21 protein-coding genes are annotated in these 22,853 nt (G+C 72.7%); 9 read left to right on the top strand and 12 right to left on the bottom strand.

Annotated features, from left to right (window positions below; translation table 11 throughout):
- Positions 1 to 97: 97 nt before the first annotated feature.
- Entirely contained in the window at positions 98 to 1,522 is a 1,425-nt protein-coding gene (gene glnA / locus OHL10_RS18185) for a type I glutamate--ammonia ligase (RefSeq protein ID WP_265523666.1), read from the bottom strand.
- Between the two features lie 184 nt (positions 1,523 to 1,706).
- Here glnA and OHL10_RS18190 point away from each other — a divergent pair, with 184 nt between their 5' ends.
- Positions 1,707 to 2,147 carry an RDD family protein gene (locus OHL10_RS18190; RefSeq protein WP_265523667.1) on the top strand — a complete coding sequence of 147 codons (441 nt, stop codon included), beginning with the start codon at positions 1,707 to 1,709 and terminating at the stop codon, positions 2,145 to 2,147.
- Positions 2,148 to 2,299: 152 nt separating this feature from the next.
- Here the strand turns inward: OHL10_RS18190 and OHL10_RS18195 are convergent, their stop codons facing one another.
- The 5 genes from OHL10_RS18195 to OHL10_RS18215 form a co-directional block, all read right to left on the bottom strand.
- Complete coding sequence (locus tag OHL10_RS18195; protein WP_265523668.1) at positions 2,300 to 3,052, bottom strand: DUF4191 domain-containing protein; 753 nt, start codon at positions 3,050 to 3,052, stop codon at positions 2,300 to 2,302.
- Positions 3,053 to 3,113: 61 nt separating this feature from the next.
- Positions 3,114 to 4,115, bottom strand: coding sequence for a lipoyl synthase (gene lipA / locus OHL10_RS18200; protein ID WP_265523669.1), 1,002 nt, complete (start codon positions 4,113 to 4,115; stop codon positions 3,114 to 3,116).
- Positions 4,116 to 4,166: 51 nt separating this feature from the next.
- Positions 4,167 to 5,522 carry an MFS transporter gene (locus tag OHL10_RS18205; protein WP_265523670.1) on the bottom strand — a complete coding sequence of 452 codons (1,356 nt, stop codon included), beginning with the start codon at positions 5,520 to 5,522 and terminating at the stop codon, positions 4,167 to 4,169.
- Positions 5,523 to 5,595: 73 nt separating this feature from the next.
- The gene (gene lipB / locus OHL10_RS18210) at positions 5,596 to 6,324 is read right to left on the bottom strand and encodes a lipoyl(octanoyl) transferase LipB (RefSeq protein WP_265523671.1); all 729 of its coding nucleotides are present in this window, start codon (positions 6,322 to 6,324) and stop codon (positions 5,596 to 5,598) included.
- Between the two features lie 9 nt (positions 6,325 to 6,333).
- Positions 6,334 to 6,786, bottom strand: coding sequence for a MarR family winged helix-turn-helix transcriptional regulator (locus OHL10_RS18215; RefSeq protein ID WP_265523672.1), 453 nt, complete (start codon positions 6,784 to 6,786; stop codon positions 6,334 to 6,336).
- 36 nt (positions 6,787 to 6,822) lie between these two features.
- On the opposite strand from OHL10_RS18215, the gene OHL10_RS18220 reads away from it, so the two are divergent.
- Positions 6,823 to 9,129, top strand: a complete 2,307-nt coding sequence (locus tag OHL10_RS18220; RefSeq protein WP_265523673.1) for an MMPL family transporter — start codon at positions 6,823 to 6,825, stop codon at positions 9,127 to 9,129.
- Between the two features lie 16 nt (positions 9,130 to 9,145).
- On the opposite strand, the gene OHL10_RS18225 is transcribed toward OHL10_RS18220, so the two are convergent.
- Positions 9,146 to 9,886, bottom strand: coding sequence for an HNH endonuclease family protein (locus OHL10_RS18225; protein WP_265523674.1), 741 nt, complete (start codon positions 9,884 to 9,886; stop codon positions 9,146 to 9,148).
- 109 nt (positions 9,887 to 9,995) lie between these two features.
- On the opposite strand from OHL10_RS18225, the gene OHL10_RS18230 reads away from it, so the two are divergent.
- Together OHL10_RS18230 and OHL10_RS18235 are read left to right on the top strand one after the other, a co-directional pair.
- Complete coding sequence (locus tag OHL10_RS18230; protein WP_265523675.1) at positions 9,996 to 11,033, top strand: Gfo/Idh/MocA family protein; 1,038 nt, start codon at positions 9,996 to 9,998, stop codon at positions 11,031 to 11,033.
- Between the two features lie 88 nt (positions 11,034 to 11,121).
- Complete coding sequence (locus tag OHL10_RS18235) at positions 11,122 to 12,750, top strand: serine/threonine-protein kinase (protein WP_265523676.1); 1,629 nt, start codon at positions 11,122 to 11,124, stop codon at positions 12,748 to 12,750.
- A gap of 6 nt (positions 12,751 to 12,756) precedes the next feature.
- Here the strand turns inward: OHL10_RS18235 and OHL10_RS18240 are convergent, their stop codons facing one another.
- From OHL10_RS18240 to lpdA, 3 genes are all read right to left on the bottom strand, one after another.
- Positions 12,757 to 13,659 carry a TIGR01777 family oxidoreductase gene (locus tag OHL10_RS18240; protein WP_265523677.1) on the bottom strand — a complete coding sequence of 301 codons (903 nt, stop codon included), beginning with the start codon at positions 13,657 to 13,659 and terminating at the stop codon, positions 12,757 to 12,759.
- Between the two features lie 117 nt (positions 13,660 to 13,776).
- A complete protein-coding gene (gene sucB / locus OHL10_RS18245; protein ID WP_265523678.1) occupies positions 13,777 to 15,549 on the bottom strand; it encodes a 2-oxoglutarate dehydrogenase, E2 component, dihydrolipoamide succinyltransferase in 1,773 nt (590 codons plus the stop codon).
- Positions 15,550 to 15,577: 28 nt separating this feature from the next.
- A complete protein-coding gene (lpdA, locus tag OHL10_RS18250) occupies positions 15,578 to 16,960 on the bottom strand; it encodes a dihydrolipoyl dehydrogenase (RefSeq protein ID WP_265523679.1) in 1,383 nt (460 codons plus the stop codon).
- A 232-nt stretch (positions 16,961 to 17,192) separates the two neighbouring features.
- On the opposite strand from lpdA, the gene OHL10_RS18255 reads away from it, so the two are divergent.
- On the top strand, positions 17,193 to 17,531 hold the full coding sequence (locus OHL10_RS18255; RefSeq protein WP_265523680.1) for an oxidoreductase: 339 nt from the start codon (positions 17,193 to 17,195) through the stop codon (positions 17,529 to 17,531).
- 82 nt (positions 17,532 to 17,613) lie between these two features.
- Here the strand turns inward: OHL10_RS18255 and OHL10_RS18260 are convergent, their stop codons facing one another.
- Positions 17,614 to 19,164 carry a leucyl aminopeptidase gene (locus OHL10_RS18260; protein WP_265523681.1) on the bottom strand — a complete coding sequence of 517 codons (1,551 nt, stop codon included), beginning with the start codon at positions 19,162 to 19,164 and terminating at the stop codon, positions 17,614 to 17,616.
- 43 nt (positions 19,165 to 19,207) lie between these two features.
- Between OHL10_RS18260 and OHL10_RS18265 the strand changes: the two genes are divergently transcribed.
- The 4 genes from OHL10_RS18265 to OHL10_RS18280 all read left to right on the top strand — a co-directional run bounded on the left by OHL10_RS18265 (position 19,208) and on the right by OHL10_RS18280 (position 21,337).
- On the top strand, positions 19,208 to 19,564 hold the full coding sequence (locus OHL10_RS18265; RefSeq protein WP_265523682.1) for a hypothetical protein: 357 nt from the start codon (positions 19,208 to 19,210) through the stop codon (positions 19,562 to 19,564).
- A 68-nt stretch (positions 19,565 to 19,632) separates the two neighbouring features.
- The gene (locus OHL10_RS18270; RefSeq protein WP_265523701.1) at positions 19,633 to 20,067 is read left to right on the top strand and encodes a hypothetical protein; all 435 of its coding nucleotides are present in this window, start codon (positions 19,633 to 19,635) and stop codon (positions 20,065 to 20,067) included.
- Entirely contained in the window at positions 20,064 to 21,131 is a 1,068-nt protein-coding gene (locus OHL10_RS18275; protein WP_265523683.1) for a quinone-dependent dihydroorotate dehydrogenase, read from the top strand. Before OHL10_RS18270 ends, OHL10_RS18275 begins: the two co-directional genes overlap by 4 nt.
- Positions 21,128 to 21,337 (top strand): hypothetical protein, encoded by a 210-nt coding sequence (locus OHL10_RS18280; protein ID WP_265523684.1) that lies wholly within the window; start codon positions 21,128 to 21,130, stop codon positions 21,335 to 21,337. Before OHL10_RS18275 ends, OHL10_RS18280 begins: the two co-directional genes overlap by 4 nt.
- A gap of 19 nt (positions 21,338 to 21,356) precedes the next feature.
- On the opposite strand, the gene yczR is transcribed toward OHL10_RS18280, so the two are convergent.
- Positions 21,357 to 22,838 (bottom strand): MocR-like transcription factor YczR, encoded by a 1,482-nt coding sequence (gene yczR / locus OHL10_RS18285; RefSeq protein ID WP_265523685.1) that lies wholly within the window; start codon positions 22,836 to 22,838, stop codon positions 21,357 to 21,359.
- Between the last annotated feature and the right edge of the window lie 15 nt (positions 22,839 to 22,853).

The following is a 22,853-nucleotide window of genomic DNA, read 5'->3' on the forward strand; positions in this document are numbered from 1 at the left end:
GCTGGCCCGGACGACGTCGTGAGACGTTCGTCCGGGCCAGCCGCCGTTCTGCAGCGCCCCCGGGGGTCCCTCTCAGGGACCCCCGGAGGGGAGCCGATCAGATGTCGTAGTAGAGCTCGAACTCGTGCGGGTGCGGGCGCAGACGGATCGGGTCGATCTCGTGGGTGCGCTTGTAGTCGATCCACGTCGCGATGAGGTCCTCGGTGAAGACGTCACCCTGCGTGAGGAAGTCGTGGTCGGCCTCGAGCGAGTCGAGCGCCTCGCCGAGCGACGCGGGCACCTGCTGGATCTGCGCGTGCTCCTCGGGGGGCAGCTCGTACAGGTCCTTGTCGACCGGCTCCGGCGGCTCGATCCGGTTCTTGATGCCGTCGATGCCGGCGAGCAGCTGCGCCGCGAAGGCCAGGTACGGGTTCGCCGAGGGGTCCGGCACGCGGAACTCGACGCGCTTGGCCTTGGGCGAGGACCCGGTGACCGGGATACGGATGCACGCGGAGCGGTTGCGCGCCGAGTAGACGAGGTTGACCGGAGCCTCATAGCCCGGGACCAGACGGTGGTAGGAGTTCACCGACGGGTTCGTGAAGGCGAGCAGCGAGGGCGCGTGCTTGAGGAGGCCACCGATGTACCAGCGGGCGATGTCCGACAGGCCGCCGTAGCCCTTCTCGTCGAAGAACAGCGGCTCGCCGTCCTTCCACAGGGACTGGTGCGAGTGCATGCCCGAGCCGTTGTCACCGAAGATCGGCTTCGGCATGAAGGTCGCGGACTTGCCGGCCTGCCAGGCGACGTTCTTGATGACGTACTTGAACTTCATCAGGTCGTCAGCGGCCGCCTGCAGCGTGGAGAAACGGTAGTTGATCTCCTGCTGGCCGGCGGTGCCCACCTCGTGGTGCGCACGCTCGACGTCCAGGCCGACCTCGCCGAGGACCGCGCACATCTCGTCGCGCAGGTCGGCGAACTGGTCGTTCGGGGAGACGGGGAAGTAGCCGCCCTTGTAGCGCGTCTTGTAGCCGAGGTTGCCACCCTCCTCCTCACGGCCGGTGTTCCACGCGGCCTCGACGGAGTCGATGTGGTAGTACGACTCGTTCTGGCTCGTCTTGAACCGGACGTCGTCGAAGAGGTAGAACTCGGCCTCAGGAGCGAAGAACGCGGTGTCCGCGATGCCCGTCGAGCGCAGGTAGGCCTCGGCCTTGGCCGCGATGTTGCGCGGGTCGCGCGAGTACGACTCGTCCGTGAACGGGTCCACGATCGAGAAGTTCACGATGAGCGTCTTGCGCTTGCGGAACGGGTCCAGGTAGGCGGAGGTCACGTCGGGGATGAGCTTCATGTCCGACTCGTGGATCGCCTGGAACCCACGGATCGAGGATCCGTCGAACATCATCCCGTCGGTGAACGCGGACTCCGCGAACTGCGCGATCGGGATGTTGAAGTGCTGCATGACGCCCGGCAGGTCGCAGAACCGGACGTCGACGAACTCGACGCCCTCGTTCCGGGTGAAGGCGATTGCCTCCTCCGCGTTCTTGAACATCCGTTGCTCCTTGGTTGTTGGTGCCTGTGGTCAACGTGCTGACGTGGCGCCATCGAACCTAGGCCCCGGGCGTTTCCCTGTCATGTACCAAGTGTTTCGGGCGTGTTACGGAGCGCGGCCCAGTGTGACATTCGTGCAACACGCCGCGTGCCGCGGCGGTGCGGCCGGGACGTAGGCTGGTGGCGTGGTCTCACGAGAAGACATGGGTAGCTGGCTCGAGGGTAGCCCCGGTGACGACTCCCGACACTCCGGCTCGAAGCTCGGCCTGCCCGCGGCCGGCCCAGGATCCATGGCACCGCTCGGCCGGCGGGTGCTCGCGCTGATGATCGACTGGCTCGTCTGCCTGCTCATCAGCAACCTCGCCTTCGGCGGGCACGCGATGGCCACGCTCGCCGTCTTCGCCGTCGAGAACGTGCTGCTGGTGAGCACGCTCGGCTACACGCTGGGGCACCGGATCCTCGGGCTGCAGGTCCGCGGCCTCGCCGGCCCCGGCCAGATGGTGGGCTTCGTCCGCGGCGCGACGCGAGCGGTCCTGCTGTGCCTCGTGCTCCCGGCGGTCGTCTGGGACAGCGACGGCCGTGGGATGCACGACCGCGCCGCCGGGACGGTCATCGTCCGGCTCTGACGCTTTGCCCGACCAGGGTTCGACCTCGCGCACCCGGGTTCTATCTCGCGTACCCAGGTTCTATCTCGCGGGACGATGTCCCCGCACGCGCGTCAGCCGCCCGCGCCGGAGGGCGGGGGCGGCTGACGGCGTTCGAGCGGACGCGCGGGGGATCAGCGGCCGCGCATGCCCTTGCGGTCCGGGCGAGCCCGGGTGGGGTCGATGCCCTTCGGGATGGGGAGCTTGACGCCGCCGAGGGCGCGCAGGCGCTTCGAGACCTCGGCCGCCTCGGGCTTGGTGAGGGTGGAGCGCAGCTTCTGCACCGTGCGCGGCAGCTTGCGCAGCGCGACCTGACCCTCGGCGTTCCCGCACTGGATCTGGGTGACGGGCACGTTCGGCAGGACGCGGGTGACGCGGCGCGACTCCTTCTCGAGGAGCTTGCCGGCCCGAGCTGGCGGCCCTTCGCTGACGAGGACGACGCCCGCACGACCGATCCCGCGGAAGACCATGTCCTGTTGCGGGGTGACCGCGACCGGCTCCTCGTCGAACGCCCAGCCACGGCGGATGGTGCCGAGCGCGGCGCGCGCAGCGCCGGGCTGACCCTCGATCTGGCTGTAGGCCGCTCGTTCCGCCCGGCGGGTGAGCACGAACATGGCGCCGAGGAGGGCGAACGGCAGGCCGACGATGAGGGTGTAGACCCACATGCCCCACCAGACGCCGAGCCCGAGGGCGACCGCGAGGATGCCCACGAAGACCGCGGCCATCACCCACGTGACGTTCGGGTCCTCCCGACGGGTCATCTTGTAGGCGGACCACACCTGGTGGTACCAGCGCTGCTTCTTCGGCTTCTTCTGCTTCTTCGCGCCGGCCTCGGAGGTGCCGGTGGCGGCGAGGTCGTCGGAGCCGGTGTTCTTCTTGCGGGCCATGGTTCCTCAGTCTAGTGGGGCACCCGTGCGCTTGCGGACGGGTGGTCGGGAGGCACGTCGCTCAGCGGGCGAGGAGGCTCGCCGCCTCCTGACGGGCCGTCGTCGGCTCCGTGAGGTGTGCGAGCGCGGCGGGGACCTGCATGCCACGGCGTGTCATGGCCTGCCCCCACAGGCGCCCGGCCCGGTAGGACGAGCGCACGAGCGGACCGGACATCACACCGAGGAAGCCGATGCGCTCGGCCTCGTCGGACAGCTCGACGAACTCCTCGGGCTTGACCCAGCGGTCCACGGGATGGTGGCGCAGCGACGGGCGCAGGTACTGCGTGATCGTGATGAGGTCGCAGCCGGCGTCGTGCAGGTCCTGCAGCGCCTCCTTGACCTCGTCGATCGTCTCGCCCATGCCGAGGATGATGTTCGACTTGGTGACCAGGCCAGCCTCGCGGGCACGCGTGAGGACCGACAGCGACCTCTCGTAGCGGAACGCCGGCCGGATCTGCTTGAAGATGCGCGGCACCGTCTCGAGGTTGTGCGCCAGGACCTCGGGCCGCGACTCGTTCACCTCGTCGAGCAGCTCGGGGATGGCGTTGAAGTCCGGGATCAGCAGCTCGACGCCGGTGCCCGGGTTGGCCGCGTGGATCTGGCGGACGGTCTCGGCGTAGAGCCAGGCACCGCCGTCGGGCAGGTCGTCACGGGCGACGCCCGTGATGGTCGAGTACCGCAGGCCCATGGCCTGGACGGACTCCGCGACGCGGCGCGGCTCGTCCGCGTCGAAGTCGGCCGGCTTGCCCGTGTCGATCTGGCAGAAGTCGCAGCGGCGCGTGCACTGGTCGCCACCGATGAGGAACGTGGCCTCGCGGTCTTCCCAGCACTCGAAGATGTTGGGACAGCCTGCTTCCTCGCACACCGTGTGCAGGCCCTCGCTCTTCACGAGGCTCTTGAGCTCGGAGTACTCGGGACCCATCGTCGCCCGGGTCTTGATCCACTCGGGCTTCTTCTCGATGGGTGTCGCGGCGTTGCGGGCTTCGACCCGCAGCATGCGCCGCCCTTCAGGTGCGATCGTCACGGGGTGTCTCTCCCAGTCGGGCCTCTGCCGAGTTACGGCACCGGTCGTCGTTCAGACTACGCCAGCCACCGTGACCGGTCCGTCCCGGTCCACGGCCCGGGGGCGTGATCTGAGCGACATGCCGGTGACCAGCAGCAGGGCCGCGGCGAGCACGGGCCCTCCGAAGGCGGCCGTGGTCCCGGCCTGCTCGGCGACCTGGCCGCCGAGGGCGGCGCCCGCGGCGACGCCGACGACGTTCGCGCTCGCGAGCAGGGTCATCGCGACCCCGCTGCGCCCGGCCGGGCTGCGGTCGCCGCCGACGGTGAACACGGTGACCATGACCGGGCCGATGAAGAGGCCGACCGCGCCGAGCGCGAGGACCAGCCCGCCGACCGTGGCGCCGCTCGAGACGGTGACGAGGGTCACCACCGCCCCGACGAGCAGGCCTGCGGCGAACGTCGTCCAGCGCCCGCGGGGCGACCACGCCGACGGGAGCGCGACGACGGCCAGGGCCGTGGCCGCCGATCCGAGCCCCATGACGGCGTAGAGCAGGCCGGCGCTGTCGGGGATGCCCGCGTCGCGCGCGAACGACGTCACGGCCGTCTGCGTGGAGCCGAAGAGCAGCCCCATCGAGGCCATCCCGAGGACGGGCACCAGCACGCGGCGCAGGAGCGCGGCGAAGTGCGCGCGCGGCGCCTGCTCGGCCGGACCGGTCGTGGTGCGGGAGGCCGCCGCGGCGGCCTCCTCGTGGCGCCGCCCGGGGGCGAGGCGTGCGCTGGGGTGCAGCGCGAAGGCGAGGCCGAACACCGCGCACAGCGCGCCGGCGACGCCCATCGCGGTCGCGGGCGAGGTCGCGCCGGCGAGCACCCCCACGAGGGCCGGGCCGAGCACGAAGCTCACCTCGTCCGCCGTCGACTCGTAGCTCATCGCGGCGAGCAGCGACCGCGGCGCGTCGCGGGTGGCCGCGATCCAACGCACCCGGGCCAGCGGGCTGACCTGCGGCGCGAAGGCGCCCATGAGGGCGGCGGAAGCCAGCACGAGCGCATCGGGGGAGGGACGGGCGGTGACCCAGAGCAGGCCCGCGATCGCGGCCACCTCGAGGGGTACGACGACGAGCAGCACGCGACGCTGCCCCCACCGGTCGGCCACGGCCCCCTGGGCGGGGCCGCAGACAGCGGTCGCGACCGCGCCGGCGGCGCTCGCCAGGCCGCCGACCGCGAGCGAGCCGGTCGCGGTCGACACGAGCAGGAGGGTGCCGATGGTGATCATCGAGAACGGCAGCCGCGCGAGGAACGCGACCGGGAAGAAGGCGCGACCCGTGAGGGCGGGGAGCGTGGCGTACGCGGCACGGGCTCCGACCGGCGGTGCGCCGGACGGGCGGTCGCCGGACGTGGGGGCGGAGGCGAGGGGGGTGGGTGTGCGGTTCATGAGGGGTCCGTGGTTCGTCGACAGAGCGTGCCGACCCACCCGAGAACTCCGGCACGCACGGTTCCCTTGGGGGCTAGCCTACTGCGCGCAACCGGCCCTGCGGAGCGTCGACGTCCGTGCGTTGGGCTGCGCGGACGGCGTCGGGCATCGTGGCTGCGCGGTCGTCGGGCATCGTGATGGCCGCGAGGTGCTCTACGAGCGCGTCCTGGAGCAGCGGAGCGACGTCCGTGATCGTCACGGGCCGGCCGAGCTCGGCGGTGAGGGACGTCACGTCGGCGTCGGAGATCCCGCACGGCACGATGCGCGAGTACTCGGCGAGGTCCGGGTCGCAGTTGAGGGCCAGGCCGTGCATGGTCACGCCGCGCGCGACGCGGACGCCGATCGCGCAGACCTTGCGCTCGCGCCGGGTGGGCGTCGCGGCGAACCACACGCCGCTGCGGCCCTCGACGCGGCCGGTGGTCAGGCCGAGCGTGGCGCAGACGGCGATCACGGCCTCCTCGAGCGCGCGGACGTAGGCGACGACGTCGACGGGCTCCGCGAGCCGCACGATCGGGTAGGCGACGAGCTGGCCCGGTCCGTGCCAGGTGATCTTCCCGCCCCGGTCGACGTCGACGACGGGGGTGCCGTCGGTCGGGCGGTCGGCACGGTTGGTGCGCCGACCCGCCGTGTAGACGGGCGGGTGCTCGACGAGCAGGACCGTGTCCGGTGCGCGGCCGTCGGCGACCTCGGTGTGCACCTGGCGCTGCAGGTCCCAGGCGTCCTCGTAGTCGGTCAGTCCTGGTCCCTCGGTGCGGAAGCGCATGGCCTCAGGCTAGTCCTCGCCGGGACGGGGGTGGGCCTCGATCATCGTGATGAGGATCTCGCGCAGGGTGGTGATCTGCTCCGGCGTCAGCCCGCGGGTGCTGAGCTCCTCCGCCGGCCGGGGCCGAGCCGACGCGAAGGCCGCCCCCCGGCCCGCGTCCGTGATCGACACGGCGCGGCGGCGGCGGTCGGTGGCGTCGTGCTCGCGCACGACGTACCCCGAGCGCTCGAGGCGCGCGACGATCCGGCTCATCGTCTGCTCCGTGACGTTCGACTCACGGGCGAGCTCGCGCTGCGTGCGGGGGCCTGCGAGAAGGTGCATGAGGACGGGCATGCTCGCATGGTTGAGTTCCCAGGTGTCGAGGTGGGCGTTCCACTCCCGCTCGATCCGCCGGGTCACCGCTGACAGGAGCCGGCCGGTCGGCCAGTCCTGGGGCTCCTTGCTCACCGGGCTGATGTCCACTTGCTTATCGAACCTCCGTCGTCAATAGTACTCAGCATGCTGAGTAATCGCTGGAGCGGCGCGCTCCGAGGCCTCCTCATTCTCGCAGTGCTCGGGGTCTGGCTCGCCGTGGGTGCGCTGGGCGGACAGGCGCAGGGGCAGCTGAGCTCCGTCCAGACGAACGACGCCGCAGCGTTCCTGCCGTCCAGCGCTGAGTCCACGCAGGCGGCCGACGCCGCGCGCGAGTTCGTCGACTCGGAGAGCCTCCCGGCGCTGGTCGTCGTGCGCCCCGCCGACGGGTCGGACCTCACGGGCGAGCAGCTCGCCGCCGTCGAGGACTTCGCCGCCGGGATCGGTGACCTGCCGCTCGTCGAGGGCGGCGCCGAGGGGGAGGGCGGTGCCGCGAGCGGCTCCGAGCCGCGGACGGTCGGCGACGTCCTCACTGCAGACCCCGTCACCGTGCCATCCGAGGACGGGCGCGCCGCGCTCGTCGTCGTGTCACTCGACGCCGCGCTGTCCAGCGAGCTCATCGGTGACGAGGAGCGCATCAACAACGTCGTCGTGGCCGCGCTGCGCGACGCGGTCGCCGACACGTTCGACGGCTCCGGCCTCGAGGCGTGGGTGACGGGCCCGGCAGGGTTCGTGGCCGATCTCGTGAACGCGTTCGGTGGCATCGACACCGTCCTGCTGCTCGTCGCGCTCGCCGCGGTCCTCGTCATCCTCGCGGTCGTGTACCGCTCGCCGATCCTGCCGTTCGTCGTCATCCTCACCGCGGTGCTCGCCCTGAGCCTCGCCGGCCTCGTCGTCTACCACCTCGCCGACTCCGGAGTGCTGACGCTCAACGGGCAGTCCCAGGGCATCCTGTCGATCCTCGTGGTCGGCGCCGCCGTCGACTACTCCTTGCTCGTCGTCGCCCGCTACCGCGAGGAGCTGCGGCACGTCCGCAGCACGTACACGGCCCTGCGCCGCGCGATCCGCGCCTCGATCGAGCCCATCGCCGCCAGCGCAGGGACCGTGATCGCCGGGCTGCTCTGCCTGCTGCTGTCCGACCTCGCGTCCAACCGCAGCCTCGGGCCGGTCGCTGCGATCGGCATCGTCTCGGCCTTCCTTGCCGCACTGACCCTGCTGCCCGTGTTCCTCGTGCTCGCCGGGCAGCGCTCCCGCGGCATCTTCTGGCCCCAGGTCCCACGCTTCGTCGAGCCGGAGGCAGACGCCGCCGAGACCGGTCCCACGATCGACCTCACCGGACCCGAGACCGCCCGGGCCGACGCGGCGCGCGTCGACGTCGAGGGGCACGGCGTGTGGTCCAAGGTCGCGTCGTTCGTCGGTCGCCACGACCGACCGGTGTGGATCGTCACGGCGGTCGTGCTGGCGGGCTGCGCGGCGTTCGTGCCCACGCTCGACGCCGAGGGCACCGGCGACTCCGAGGTCTTCCTCACGCAGGTGGACTCGGTGGACGGGGAGGCGGTGCTCGCGGAGCACTTCGAGGGCGTCTCCGCGCAGCCGGTCGTCGTCGTCGTCCCTGAGGGTGACGTCGATGCCGTGACGCAGGCCGCGGAGTCGACGCCGGGCATCGCCGCGGTGACGGCCGTCACCGAGGGAGCCCCTGCGGCGCCCGGCGCACCGAGCCAGGGTCCGCCCGTGGTGATCGACGGCGCCGTCCGTCTCGACGTCTCGACCGAGGCGCCCTCCGACTCGCAGGACGCGGTGGTGGCCGTGGCCGACCTGCGTGAGGCGGTGCACGAGGTCTCGCCCGAGACGCTCGTCGGAGGCGCGGCCGCCGAGCGGCTCGACACCCAGGAGGCAGGCACGCGCGACCTGCAGGTCATCGTGCCGGTCGTCCTCGTCGTGATCCTGCTGATCCTCATGCTGCTGCTGCGATCCGTCCTCGCGGCCGTGCTCCTCATGGGTGCCAACGTGCTGTCGTTCGGTGCGGCGCTCGGTGTCGCGGCCCTCGTGTTCGAGCACGTCCTCGACTTCCCGGGGGCCGACCCCGCGGTGCCGCTGTACGCATTCTGCTTCCTCGTCGCGCTCGGCGTCGACTACTCGATCTTCCTCATGACCCGCGTCCGGGAGGAGAGCGCGGTGATCGGCACGAGACCCGGCGTCCTCAAGGCGCTCGCGGTCACGGGATCGGTGATCACGTCCGCCGGTGTGGTGCTGGCCGCGACGTTCGCCGCGCTCGGGGTGATCCCGCTGCTGTTCCTCGCCCAGATCGCCTTCATCGTCGCGTTCGGCGTGCTGCTCGACACGCTCGTCGTGCGCAGCCTGCTCGTGCCGGCTCTCGTCCACGACATCGGCCGTCGCGTGTGGTGGCCGGGCGCGCTGTCGCGCGGCGGTCCGCGGCCGACCGCCCGGGCCTAGCGGCTCCGCACAGGGTTCACCAGGGGTCGACGGCGTCAGCGGTCGCGGTGCTCGCGGCGCTGGGAAGCGGCTCGGACGGGCAGGCGTCGAGGACGGTACGCATCGCGTCCCGCTCCGCGGGGGTGACCGCCAGCGCGTAGACGCTCTTGACGGCGATCTGCCGGGCGACGTAGGTGCAGTGGAAGGTCTCGTCGGGCGGCAACCACTCGGACGCGTCGCGTGCCCCCTTGGACTGGTTGGCCGAGCCGTCGGATGCCAGGAGGTTCAGCGGGTCGTTGGCGAAGAGCGCCATGGTGTTCTCGTCCCACGAGCGGGCGCCCTTGCGCCAGGCGTCCAGCAGCGGCACGACGTGGTCGATCTGCACGGCGGCGCTCGTCGTCTTACCCCGCTGGAACTCGATCTCCTGACCCGTGTACGGGTCTACGAAGACCCCGGTGGAGATGGTGCAGGTCTCGTCCCGCTCGGTGTAGGTGACCTCGGACAGGTCGCGGGCGAGGATGTCGTTGCGGGTGTCGCAGCCGTTGTCGTCCACGTCCGCCCACGCCCGTCCGAACCCCTCGCGGCTGTACCCGGTGCGGGGCTCGGCGTCGCGCACGTCGAGCGTCTCGAGCTCGGCGAGGGCACTGCCCGGCGGGGCGCTCTCGTGGGCCTCGAGGCTCTGGTTCCAGGCGTTGGCGAGGACGATCGCGATCGCGAGCGCGATCAACGCGATCCTCAGGTAGCGACGGGCGGGGGAGGTGGTGCTGCGGCTGCTCAAGGGACGACCTTCCCGAAACCGACCAGAACCGTGGAGGTCGGTGAATCCTGATGAATGCGCATATTGTGCCACCCGCTGGCTGCTGCTCCTGCACCGCTACATTGGCTCCATGGACGCAACGCGGGTCGCAGTGGTCGGGTACGGCGGAGCGGGGCGGGGGATCCACGCCCGGCTCGTGCGGGAGGCAGGGCTCCGGGTCACCGCGGTGGTCGCCCGCGACCCCGGACGCCGGGCCGCCGCGCAGGAGGACTGGCCGGGCGTGCGTCTGCACGACGACCTCGACTCCCTGCTCGCCGACGGCGCCGAACGCGCCGTCTTCGACGTCGTGGTCGTCGCGAGCCCGACCGCCCTGCACACCGAGCACGCGCTCGCGATCGCCGCCGCGGGCGTGCCGTTCGTCCTGGACAAGCCCATCGCGCTCACCGCGCCCGCCGCCCGGGAGATCGTGCACGCCGCGCAGGCGACGAGCACTCCGTTCACCGTGTTCCAGAACAGGCGGTGGGATCCCGAACAGCTCACGCTGCGCTCCGTCCTCGACTCCGGAGAGCTCGGTGACGTGCACACCTTCGAACGCCGGTGGGAGCGGTGGCGACCGGTGCCGCTCGACCGCTGGAAGGAGAACGACCCGGCGGGCGGCGGGCTGCTGCTGGACCTCGGCCCGCACCTCGTCGACTCGGCGACCCGGCTCTTCGGTCCGGTGCGCTCGGTGACCGCGGAGCTGCGGGCCCTGACGACCCGCACCGAGGACGACGTGTTCCTCGTGCTCCACCACGAGACGCCGTCGAGCGGGACGGACGTCGTCAGCCGCCTGTGGGCGGGATCGGTCGTCGGTGCGCCCGGGCCCCGGACCCGCGTGCTGGGGAACGACGGGGCCTTCGTGGTGACGACCTTCGAGAACGACGCCTCTCCCTTCGAGGTCTTCGACCGCGACGCTCCCGAGGGCACCGAGGGGTGGATCACCAGGGGGCACGAGCGGACCCCGGTGCGCAGGGCGCCCGGCGGGCACGCCGACTTCTACCGGGCCGTGGACCGGTGGCTCACCGCCGACGGACCCGTCCCGGTGGACCCCGCGGACGCGGTGCGCACCGCCGAGGTCCTCGACGCGGCCCGCGTCAGCGCCGCCGAGGGGCGACGCGTCGACGTCTGACGCGTGGACGAGCCGGTCGGACCGGCCCTCGGAGAACTCGACCTGTGGACAACGGTCCGTGGGTGCCGCCCCGCGATGAGATGAGCACATGGCGAGCGATCACGACCACCGACCCGCTGCCCGGCGTGCCCGGCGCGACGGTCGCCCTGAACCGAGCGCTCTGCACGAGCCTCCCGCGGCGTTGACGGCCCTGGCGGCCGACCGGGCCTGGATCCTGCGCCGGCCGCGCACCCTCGCACCCCGGACACCGTGGGTCGTGGTCACACCGGAGGAGGAGACCTACGACGTCACGCTCCTCACCGCCCCGCCGAGCGACGACGCGCGGGCGCGGCTCGCCGAGCGACTGGACCTGCTGCGCAGCGTCGACCACGAGCACATGGCCGGTGTCCACGAGATTCTCCAGGTCGACGCCACGACGCTCGCCGTCCTCACCGCCCACGTCCCCGGTCTGCGGCTCGACGAGCTCGCCGGCGCCCGCGGCCCGTTCCTCGCTGGAGAGGCCGTGACCGTGCTCGTCCCGGTCGCGCAGGCCCTCGCCGCGATGCATCACGCAGGCCTCGTCCACGGCGTCGTCCGGGGCGAGGACGTCACGGTGTCCGACGACGGCCGCCCCGTCCTGCACCCGGCACTCACCCCCTTCACGGGCGACCGCACCGGCGACGTGCACACCCTGGCCCGCCTGCTGGCGGACCTGCTCCCCGCACCGAGCACGGTACTGGCCGCCGGGGGGTCGCCGTCGGCGGCCGCCCCGGCCAGCGGCGCGCCGACGGAGGAGCTCGGCGAGCTCGCCGCGCTCCACGGCGAGCTCGCCCTCGCGCTGCGCGAGGACCCGCGCACCAGGCCCGAGATCGGGACGTTCGCCGCCCGGTGCTTCGAGGCGGTACCGGCGCGCCCGGTCGCCCTCCCGGACGCCGCACGCCTCGTGTCCAGCGCGCTCGCGGCCCGTCGCGTCGGGCCGCGAGCGCCACGCCCAGGGACGCCACGCCCAGGGACGCCGCGACCTGACACACCACGATCCGACGGGCTGCCCACGAGCGACCCGAGCAGGCCTCGTACCGCGTCCGGTCCGGTTGCGCGCCCGAGCACGCGCGCCGCGGCACGGCGCGCCCAGGTGTCGCGACGGCCCGGAGCGTTGCGGCCGGTGCTCTCCGCCGCGGGAGTGCTCGTCGGGTGCACGGCCCTGGTGCTCGTGTTCCTGCACCTCGGACCTGCCGATGCGCCGTCGGGCCCCACGGACCCGGCGCCCGGTGCCGTCGCCACGGTCACCGGACCCGTGGTGACCGGACCCGCGGACCTGTCGGATCCCGCGGCCGACGCGGGCGCACCGCTGGACGCCGCGGCCGCGCTCACGGTGCGACGTGTCGAGCTGCTGGCAGGTGGCGACGGCGACCTCGAGAGCGTCGTCCTCGCCGGGTCGCCCGCCCACACCGCGGACGAGGCGCTCCTGGGTGACCTGCGCAGTGGCGGGACGGTGCTCGTCGGCGCCGGCGTCGAGGTGCTCGACACCCGGCTCGTCGTCGATGCGACGGAGTCCGCGGAGCCGACGGAGCCTGCTGACGTCGCCGACGTCGCGGTCGAGGTGGACTACACGATCTCGGCGCACCGCCAGCGGTCGGCCGACGGCCAGGAGGTCGAGGTGCCAGAGGCGCCCGCCACGACGGCCGTGCTCGTCCTGCGGTGGACGGACGACGGGTGGCGGGTTGCCGAGGTGCGGTGACGCTCGTCAGGCCGAGGGGGCTCCGGAGACCACCCAGCGCACCGCCGACTCGAGGTCCGGGTGGTGGAAGCGGTACCCGCTCGCCTCGAGGACGTGCGGCAGCGCACGCTGCGAGGCCAGGATGTCGCTCGCCAGCTCGCCGAGCACGACCTGCAGCGCGACCGTCGGCACCGCCAGGACCGCGGGGCGCCGCAGCACGGCCGCCAGCGCCCGGGTCACCTCCGCGTTGGGTGCGGGAGCCGGCCCGGTGAGGTTGACCGGACCGTGGACCTGCGCCGTGAGGAGATGGACGATCGCGTCCACCTCGTCGCGCATCGTGATCCAGCTCCAGTACTGGCGTCCCGACCCGAGGCGCCCGCCGACCCCCAGCCGCAGGAGGGGGAGGAGCCTGCCGAGCGCGCCGCCGTCGGGCGTCAGGACGATCCCCGTGCGCAGGTGCGCGACGCGGACGCCCGCCTCCTCGGCGGGCGCCGTCGCCGCCTCCCAGTCGCGGACGACGTGGGCAAGGAACCCGTACCCTGCCCGCGCCGTCTCGGTGAGCACCTCGGCCCCGCGATCGCCGTAGAAGCCCACCGCCGAGCCCTGCAACCACACCGGCGGCGGTGCGTCGAGACCCGCGAGCGTCCGGGCGAGCAGGCCGGTGGTCCGGGTCCTGGACTCGAGGATGGTGCGCTTGTAGGCGGCCGTCCAGCGCTGGTCGGCCACACCCGCCCCGGCGAGGTTCACGACGGCATCCATGCCCTCGAGCGAGCGCGGGTCGAGCAGGCCGGCGTCGGGGTCCCACGTGAGCTCGCCGTCGATCTGTGCGGGACGCCGCACCAGGCGGTGCACCTCATGACCCAGCTCGCGCAGGCGTTCGAGGAGCTCGGATCCGATGAGCCCGTGAGAGCCCGCGACGACGATCTTCATAGCACCACCGTACGGGCTCCGGGAGCCTCGGGTGCACGAGGAAGGCCCCCGATCATGTGATCGGAGGCCTTCCTCGAGGTGGTCGTGCCAGGCGCGTCGACCGCGACCTGCGATCGGCTAGAGGCCGACCTCGGACTCGAACGCGCCGTCCTCGATACGGTTCTTGATCGCACCGAGGAACCGGGCCGCGTCCGCGCCGTCGACGAGCCGGTGGTCGTACGACAGGAAGATGTAGCTCATCGAGCGCACGGCGATGGACTCGTTGCCCTCGGCGTCGGTCACGACGACCGGACGCTTGACGATCGTGCCCGTGCCGAGGATCGCGACCTGGCCGACCGGGACGATCGGGGTGTCGATCAGCGCACCACCGGAACCGGTGTTCGTGATCGTGAAGGTCGCCCCGCCGAGCTCGTCCGGGCTCACCTTGTTCGCCCGGGTACGGGTCGCGAGGTCGGCGATCTTGCGAGCGATCCCGGCGAGGTTGAGGTCACCCGCGTCACGGATGACCGGCACCACGAGGCCACGCTCGGTGTCGACCGCGATGCCCACGTTCTCCTGACCGTGGTAGATGATCTCGTCCTCGGTGATCGAGGCGTTGATCTTCGGGAACGCCTTGAGCGCCTCGACCGCGGCGAGCGTGAAGAACGGCAGGAACGTGAGGTTCGCACCCTCGCGCGCCTTGAAATCGTTCTTCGCCTTCGCACGGAGCTTCGCGACCCGCGTCACGTCGACCTCGACCACCGTGGTCAGCTGCGCCTGCGTGTGCAGGGCCTCGACCATCCGCGAGGCGACGAGCTTGCGCAGTCGGCTCTGCTTCTCGGTCGTCCCGCGCAGCGGCGAGACGTCCGGGACGCGCGGCGCCTTGGCGGCCGGTGCGGCGGACGACGGCGCGGCTGCAGGTGCTGCCGCCTCTTCGGCCTTCTTCGCGGCCTCGAGGACGTCCTCCTTGCGGATCCGGCCACCGACACCGGTCCCGGTGAGGGACTCGACGTCGACGCCCTTCTCCGCGGCGAGCTTGCGCACGAGCGGGGTGAGGTACGAGCCGGACGACTGACGCGCCCGTCCTGCCGGAGCGGCAGGGGCGGCCGGCGCGGACGCCGGCTTCTGCGCGGGCTTCTCGGCGGGCTTGTCAGCCGGCTTCTCCGCGACCGGCTCGGGCGCCGGGGCAGCCTTCTCAGCCGGCTGCTCGGCGGGCTTCTCGGCGGGCTTCTCCGCGGGCTTCTCCGCGGCGGGCGCGGGAGCTGCGGCACCCGAACCGACGATCGCCAGCACCGTACCGACCTCGACCGTCTCGTCCTCCTCGACGAGGATCTTCTGGACGGTCCCGGCCACGGGGGACGGCACCTCCGTGTCGACCTTGTCGGTGGAGACCTCGAGCAGGGGCTCGTCGACCTCGATGCTGTCGCCGACGGCCTTGAGCCAGCGGGTGACGGTGCCCTCGGTGACGGACTCGCCGAGCGCGGGCAGGGTGATCTCCTGGCCGTCGGACGACCCCTCGGACGACTGGGGTGCGCTCTCGGGGGCGGGCTCCTCGGCGGGTGCCGGTGCGGGCTCCTCGACGGGTGCCGGAGCGGCGGGCTCCTCGGCCGGCTCGGCCTCAGCAGGCTTCTCGGCGGCGGGCTCCTCGGCCGGTGCGGACTCGCCACCGCCCTCGCCGGAGCCGATCACGGCCAGGTCGGCGCCGACCTCGACCGTCTCGTCCTCCTCGACGAGGATCTTCTCGAGCACACCGGCGAACGGGGACGGGATCTCCGTGTCGACCTTGTCGGTGGACACCTCGAGCAGGGGCTCGTCCAGCTCGACGCTCTCGCCGACGGCCTTGAGCCAGCGGGTGACGGTTCCCTCGGTGACGGACTCGCCCAGTGCGGGCATCTGCACGTTGTCAGACATGACCTCTTGGGTCTCCTTCGATCGGTGGTCAGTTGTGGGCGTGCAGCGGCTTGCCGGCGAGGGCCAGGTGGGCCTCGCCGAGAGCCTCGTTCTGCGTCGGGTGGGCGTGGACCAGGGCGGCGACGTCCTCCGGGTACGCCTCCCAGTTCACGATGAGCTGGCCCTCGCCGATGAGTTCGCCGACGCGCGCGCCGACCATGTGCACCCCGACGACCGGACCGTCCTTCTGCCGGACGAGCTTGACGAACCCGGTGGTACCCAGGATCTTGCTCTTGCCGTTGCCGGCGAGGTTGTACTCGAGGACCTCGACGGCGTCGGCACCGAAGGTCTCCTTGGCGTCCGCCTCCGTGACGCCCACGGACGCCACCTCGGGCTCGCAGTAGGTGACACGCGGGATGCCCGACTCGACGATCGGGGTGGGCTCGAGGCCTGCGATCTGCTCCGCGACGAAGATGCCCTGCGCGAAGCCACGGTGGGCGAGCTGGAGGCCGGGGACGATGTCGCCCGCCGCGTAGATGTTGCCGACGCCCGTGCGCAGACGCTCGTCGACGATCACGAAGCCGCGCTCCATGGTGATGCCCTGGGCCTCGTACCCGAGGTCCGCCGTGCGGGGGCCGCGGCCGACCGCGACGAGGAGGAGGTCGGCGTCGAGCGTCTTGCCGGACTCGAGCGTGACGTGCACGCCGGAGTCGTCCTGGGTCACCCCGGAGAAGCGGTCCCCGAGGGTGAAGCCGATCTTGCGCTTGCGGAACGCCCGCTCGAGGGCCTTCGACAGCGCCTCGTCCTCGTTCGGGACGAGGTGCGGCAGCGCCTCGACGATCTGCACGTCCGCGCCGAAGGACTTCCAGACGCTCGCGAACTCGACGCCGATGACACCGCCGCCGAGGACGATCGCCGACTTCGGGACGTAGTCCAGCGTGAGCGCCTGGTCGGACGTGATGACCCGGCCGCCGATCTCGAGCCCGGGCAGCGAGCGGGCGTAGGAGCCGGTCGCGAGCACGATGTTGTCGCCCGTGTACCGCTGGCCGTCGACCTCGACGGCGTCCTGCCCCACGAGCCTGCCGTGGCCCTCGATGACCGTGATCTTGCGGGACTTGATGAGCCCCTGCAGCCCCTTGTACAGGCCGGCGATGACGCCGTCCTTGTAGGAGTTGACACCGTTCATGTCGATGCCGGTCAGCTCGGACTGCACGCCGTAGTGGCTTCCCTCGCGCGCGTTGTCGGCGAGCTCCGCCGCGTGCAGGAGGGCCTTCGTGGGGATGCAGCCGTTGTGCAGGCACGTCCCGCCCAGCTTGCCGGACTCCACGAGGGCGACGTTCTTGCCCAGCTCGGCGGCACGCAGCGCGGTGGCGTAGCCGCCGCTACCTCCGCCCAGGACGACGATGTCGAAATGTGTGCCGGTGTCGGCCACGTGCAGCTCCTTAGAGGCATACGAAGAGACGGTCGAGCGAAGGGTCGAGCGAGGGGTCGAGCACAGTACAGACTGCCATCTTGGCACTTCGTGCAGCCTGTCCCCAATCGGAACACGTCCGGCCGGCCTGTGATGCTGGGCACCTGCTCGGCGACCGCGGGCCGCTGTCCGACCACCCGCTCCGGGAGCGCGTCACAGGAAGTGGTCAGCCGCACGCAGTACCCTGGCGCTCATGTCGCGGTTGTCCCAGCTGTTCTCCCGTCGTCCGTCCGGCCAGGCCACCACGCCGGGTGAGCCGGACGGGAGCCGCCGAGCCGTCGTCGAGCACCTCGCGGAGTTCGCCCGCACCCGGGTCGGTGTCGAGGCCTACATCGAGCCCGCCACGCACGACACGCCCACCACCCTCATTCTCATCGCCACCACGGGGGAGTGGACGCGCCGGCGCGTCCCCGACGCGAGGACGGCACGCAAGGTCGCCGAGCAGCTCGAGCTGCCCGTGTACGACGTGAACTTCACCGGCTACCCCCAGCGCATGCGGGACTGGAACTCGCGCCACAAGCGTCGTCGCTGACCGCGACGAACCCGGGGTGGCCGGCCGCGAGGGTCCCCGAGAGGGGGTCCTCGCGGCCGGGCCGGATCAGGTCCGGAGCGGATCAGACGGCGCGGGCCTCGAGCAGTGCGAGCAGCGTACGCACGCCCACACCCGTCCCGCCCACCGGCGTGTACCCGTGCGCCGAGCCCTCGTTGAACGACGGGCCGGCGATGTCGAGGTGGGCCCACGGGGTGTCGCCCGTGAACTCCCGCAGGAAGAGCCCGGCGACGAGCATGCCGCCGAACCGGTCGCCGATGTTCGCGATGTCGGCGACCTTGGACTTCATCGAGGCCGCGAGCTCCTCGGGCAGGGGCATGGGCCAGAACTGCTCGCCCGCGGCGCCGGCGGCGTCCACGACCTCGGTCCGGACGCTGTCGGAGCCCATGACGGCGGACACGCGGTGGCCGAGGGCCACGACCTGGGCGCCGGTCAGCGTCGCGATGTCGATGACCACGTCCGGCTTGTCCTCGACGGCGGCGACGAGGCCGTCCGCCATGACGAGCCGACCCTCGGCGTCCGTGTTGAGGACCTCGACGGTCTTGCCGCCCCGGATCGTGATGACGTCGGACGGGCGCTGCGCCGTGCCCGACGGCATGTTCTCCGCGAGGCACAGCCACCCGGTGACCGCGACGGGCAGGCCGAGGCGGGCGGCCGCGAGGACGGTGTGGAGCACCGCGGCTGCGCCGGCCATGTCGGACTTCATGGCCTCCATGCCCTTGGCGGGCTTGATCGAGATTCCGCCCGAGTCGAACGTGATGCCCTTGCCGACGAGCGCGACCTTCGCCTGGGGGCGGGAGGGCGAGTAGGTGAGCTTCACGAGGCGCGGCCCGCGGGCCGAGCCCTGGCCGACGGCGGTGAGCCCGCCGTAGCCGCCGGAGGCGAGCGCCTTGTCGTCGAGGACGGAGACCTTCACCCCGGTGCCGCGCGCCGACGCCTTGGCCAGGTCGGCGAACGCCGCCGGGTACAGGTCGTTGGGCGCGGTGTTCACGAGGTCGCGCGTGCCGTGCACGGCGGCGGCGAGGACGGCGGCGCGCTCGACGGCGGCCTTCGCCTTGGCGCCGCGCGCGAACGGGGTGAGCACCTCGATCGAGGCGACGGCACCCGGCACGGGGGAGCGGTCGGCGGACCCTGCCGCGGCCTTGCCCGCACCCTTCCCCGTGGGCTTGCCCGCGGTCTGCGCGCCGCCGTCGCGGTAGCGGGTGTAGGCGTAGGCGCCGAGCAGCGCGCCCTCGGCGATCGCCGCGACGTCGGCCTCGTCGGCCGCCGGCAGCGCCACGGCGACGGACGTGACCGCGCCGAGCTCGCGGACGGCAGCGCCGGCCGCGCGCCGCAGGGTCTCCGCGGAGAACGTGCCCTCGGTGTCGCGTGCACCGAGACCGGTCAGGACGAGCACACCGGCCTTCACGGACGCGCCCGCCGGGACCCGCCGGACCTCGTCCGGGGCGCCGGTGACGGCGAGCGCGGGAGCGAGCGCCTCCAGCTCCGTCACCACGTCCGCGGGGAGGTCGCCCCCGACGATCGCGACGCCGTCTGTCGTCGTGTGCGTGCCGACGACGAGCGCGTCGACCTTGGCACCTGCGGGATTCTTGCTGGAGAGAGTGAGTTCAGCCACGCGTCGATGCTAACCCGCGGCGCACGCCGGTAGGCTCGGCGTCGTGGTGCTGCCCCTCCTGCTGCTCGTCGTGGTCCTGTGCGTCGCCCTCGCCGGGTGGGCGACCTGGTTCGTGGTCGTCGACCGTGCGGTGATCCTCCGTCAGCTCTGGGGCGGCGCGGTGATCGAGGGCCTGATCGTCGTGCAGATGGTCGTCGCCGGTGTGCTCGCGGCGACCGGCGACGCCCCCGCGGACCCGGTGCTGTTCTGGGGCTACCTCGTCACCGCGCTGCTCGTCCTGCCGCTCGCGGCGCTCTGGGCGTTCGCCGAGCGCACCCGGTGGAGCTCGGTCGTCCTCGCGGTCGCGGCGCTCACCGTGGCGTTCCTGGAGTGGCGGGTGTGGCAGATCTGGACGGCGTGAGCACGGGCCGCGCCGCCAGCGGCGCGGGCAGCGACGAGAGCAACGGCGACGCGGACAGGACGGCAGAGATGGATCGACCCACCGGTACGGGATTCGGGCGGCTCCTGGTCGCGGTCTACGGGATCTTCGCGATCGCGGCGACGGCGCGTGCGTCGGTGCAGCTGCTGCGGGACTGGCACGAGGCGCCGCTCGCGTACGGGCTGTCGGCCTTCGCCGCGGTCGTGTACGTCCTCGCGACCGTCGCGCTCGCCCGCCCGGGGCCCCGGTGGCGCGCGGTAGCGTGGGCCGCGGTGGGCGTCGAGCTCGTCGGTGTGCTCGCGGTGGGCGCGTTCTCCCTGGTGGAACCGGACGCGTTCGGGCGCGCGACCGTGTGGTCCGGCTTCGGGATCGGGTACGGGCTCGTCCCGCTCGTGCTGCCCGTGGTGGGTCTGACCTGGCTGTGGCGCACCCGCTCCCACGCACCCGACGCGCCGTCGACCTCCGACCTGAAGGGTCCCGCATGAGCCGGCTGTACTCCCTCCTCTTCCACGGCGTCTTCCGCCGGATGGACCCCGAGAAGGCGCACGAGGTCGCGTTCTCGCTCATCGCCGCGGCCGGGCGCGTCCCCGTGGTGCGCGACGTCGTCCAGGGGGCCGTGGCGCCCTACCTGGGCCGCGGCGCCGGTGGGCCGGGCAGCGTCCAGGTCTTCGGACGGACCGTGCCGGCGCCGTTCGGCCTCGCGGGCGGGTTCGACAAGAACGCCCGGGCCGTGCGCGGGCTGACGATGCTCGGCTTCGGCTTCGTCGAGATCGGTACCGTCACCGCGCACGCCCAGCCCGGCAACGACGCACCGCGGATGTGGCGCGAGATCCCGCTGCGCGGGGTGCGCAACCGCATGGGGTTCAACAACGAGGGGGCTGCGGCTGCCGCCGCACGCCTCGAGCGGCTCCGTCGCACCCCCGCCGGGCGTGCGGTCGTCGTCGGCGCGAACATCGGCAAGACCAAGGTGACGGCTGCCGAGCACGCGGCCGACGACTACGCGACGAGCGCACGCCTGCTCGCGCCGTTCGCCGACTACCTCGTGGTGAACGTCTCGTCGCCGAACACCCCCGGTCTGCGGGACCTGCAGTCGACCGAGGCGCTGCGCCCCATCCTCACGGCGGTGCGGGAGGCGGCGGACGCGGCGTCGCCCGTGACCAGGGTCCCGCTGCTGGTGAAGATCGCCCCCGACCTCGCCGACGAGGACGTCGACGCCGTCGCGGACCTCGCCCTCGAGCTCGGGCTCGACGGCGTCGTCGCGGTGAACACGACGATCGGGCACGACCTCGGCCCGGGCGGGTTGTCGGGCCCGCCGGTGCGCGAGCGCGGGCTGGAGGTCGTCGAACGCCTGCGCACCCGGCTGGGACCGGACCCCGTCATCATCGGCGTCGGCGGTATCAGCACGCCTGCCGACGCGGAGGACTACCTGTCGGTCGGTGCGAACCTCGTCCAGGGGTACACCGGCTTCGTCTACGCGGGTCCGTTCTGGGCGGCCCGCATCAACCGTTCGCTCGTGCGCCGTGCACGGGCACGAGGGGGCCGGTCGTGATCCGTCCGCAGTGGGAGTGGGTGCTCCTGGACACCGAGGGTGCGGCGTTGGCGGCGCCCACGAGCCCGGTCTTCACCACGCAGTTCGACGCCGAGCAGTGGTTGGGCGAGTCCTGGCGCGGCCTGTCGGCGCAGGGCGCCGTCGCCGCCAGGCTCCTGCACGACGGCTCGCAGGCCACGGCGCTCATCGAGCTGCGGACCGGCTGAGCGCCCCTCTGCCGGTCCCTCAGCCGGCCACGTGCCGCCACGCCGCCTGCAGGCGTGGCACGGCGCGCAGGAGAGTCGCGGTGTCCTGCGCGTAGGCCAGGCGGACATGGTCCCGCGCGCTCCCGTCCGGGGTGAGCTGCGGCCCGGCGTTGATCACCACCCCGTGGTCCGCGGCCGCACTGACCAGCGCGTGCGCCCGCGGTGACGGCAGACCCACCCAGAGCGACAGACCTCCCGGCGGGCGGGGGACGTCCCAGTCGCGGATCGTGGCGCGCAGCGCGTCGACGAGGGTGTCCCGCCGGCCCCGCAGGTCCTCCACCCGGTCGGCGAGCAGCGCCCGGCGCTCGGTCAGGAGCTCGACGACCGCGAGCTGCTCGAGCACCGACGTCGCGACGTCGCTGGCCCCGCGCGTCCTCGCCAGGCGCGCGACCAGGTCGGGGTGCGCGCGGATCCACCCGACGCGCAGCCCGCCCCAGAAGGTCTTGGACGCGGAACCGATCGCGAGCACCCTGCCGTGACCGGAGCCGTCGCCGCAGAACGTGTGTTCCTGCCCGTGGTCCTCCGGTAGGCCGGGACGGTCGAGCCCGATGTCGACCAGCGTCTCGTCGCCCAGGACGGTCACCCGGTGACGGCGGGCGACCGCGCGCACGTGCTCACGCTCGGCCGGTGTCAGGCTGTAGCCGGTCGGGTTGTGGTGGTCGGGGACGAGGTACACGAGCCGCGGGGCGACCTGTCGCACGGTCGACTCGAAGAGGTCGCCGTCGAAGCCGGGCGCCTCGACTCCGGAGCCCACCGGGACACCGACGAGCCGAGCACCTGCGCCGCGCGCCGCGTCGAGGGCGTGCGCGTAGGTCGGCGACTGCACGACGACCCGGTCCCCACGCCCCACGAGCGCCGCGAGCAGGGTCGAGATGGCGTGCTGGGCACCGGTGGTGACGAGGATCTGGTCCGGCACGGTCGGGGTGCCGCGATCGGTGTAGAGCTGCGCGAGCGCCACGCGCAGCGGCTGCAGGCCGAGCGGGTCGTAGCCGTGACCGGGGAGGTAGGCAGGCAGCGCCTCGAGCGCTCGGGTGTAGGCCGGGTGCAGCTGCGGGGGAGCGGCGGGCGTGGCCTGGCTGAGGTAGATGACGTCGTCCGGCGTGACGACGTCGTCCGTGCTCGGGGCGTCACCGCCGACGATGCCCGGCTGCGCCGTGGGGCGGTCCTGCCGGGGCAGCAAGGTCACCGTGCCCACCCCGGTGCGCCCGACGGCGTACCCCTGCTCACGCAGGAGGTCGTAGGCCGCCGCCGTGGTGGTCCGGGAGACGCCGAGCGTGGCCGCGAGATCGCGCTCGCTCGGCAACCGCGTCCCCAGGGGCACCGCGCCGGAGAGCACACCTGCCCGCACCGCGTCCGCCAGCGCCGCGTATGCCGGGGTGCGCGTCCGCCAGTCGCCGATGACGCGGACCAGGCCGGAGACGGACAGGTGGCGACTGATCGGGACGTCGGCGAGTACGTTCATGAGGCCACTATCCCT

The organism is Oerskovia flava, from assembly GCF_026163685.1.
Classification (GTDB): domain Bacteria; phylum Actinomycetota; class Actinomycetes; order Actinomycetales; family Cellulomonadaceae; genus Oerskovia_A; species Oerskovia_A flava.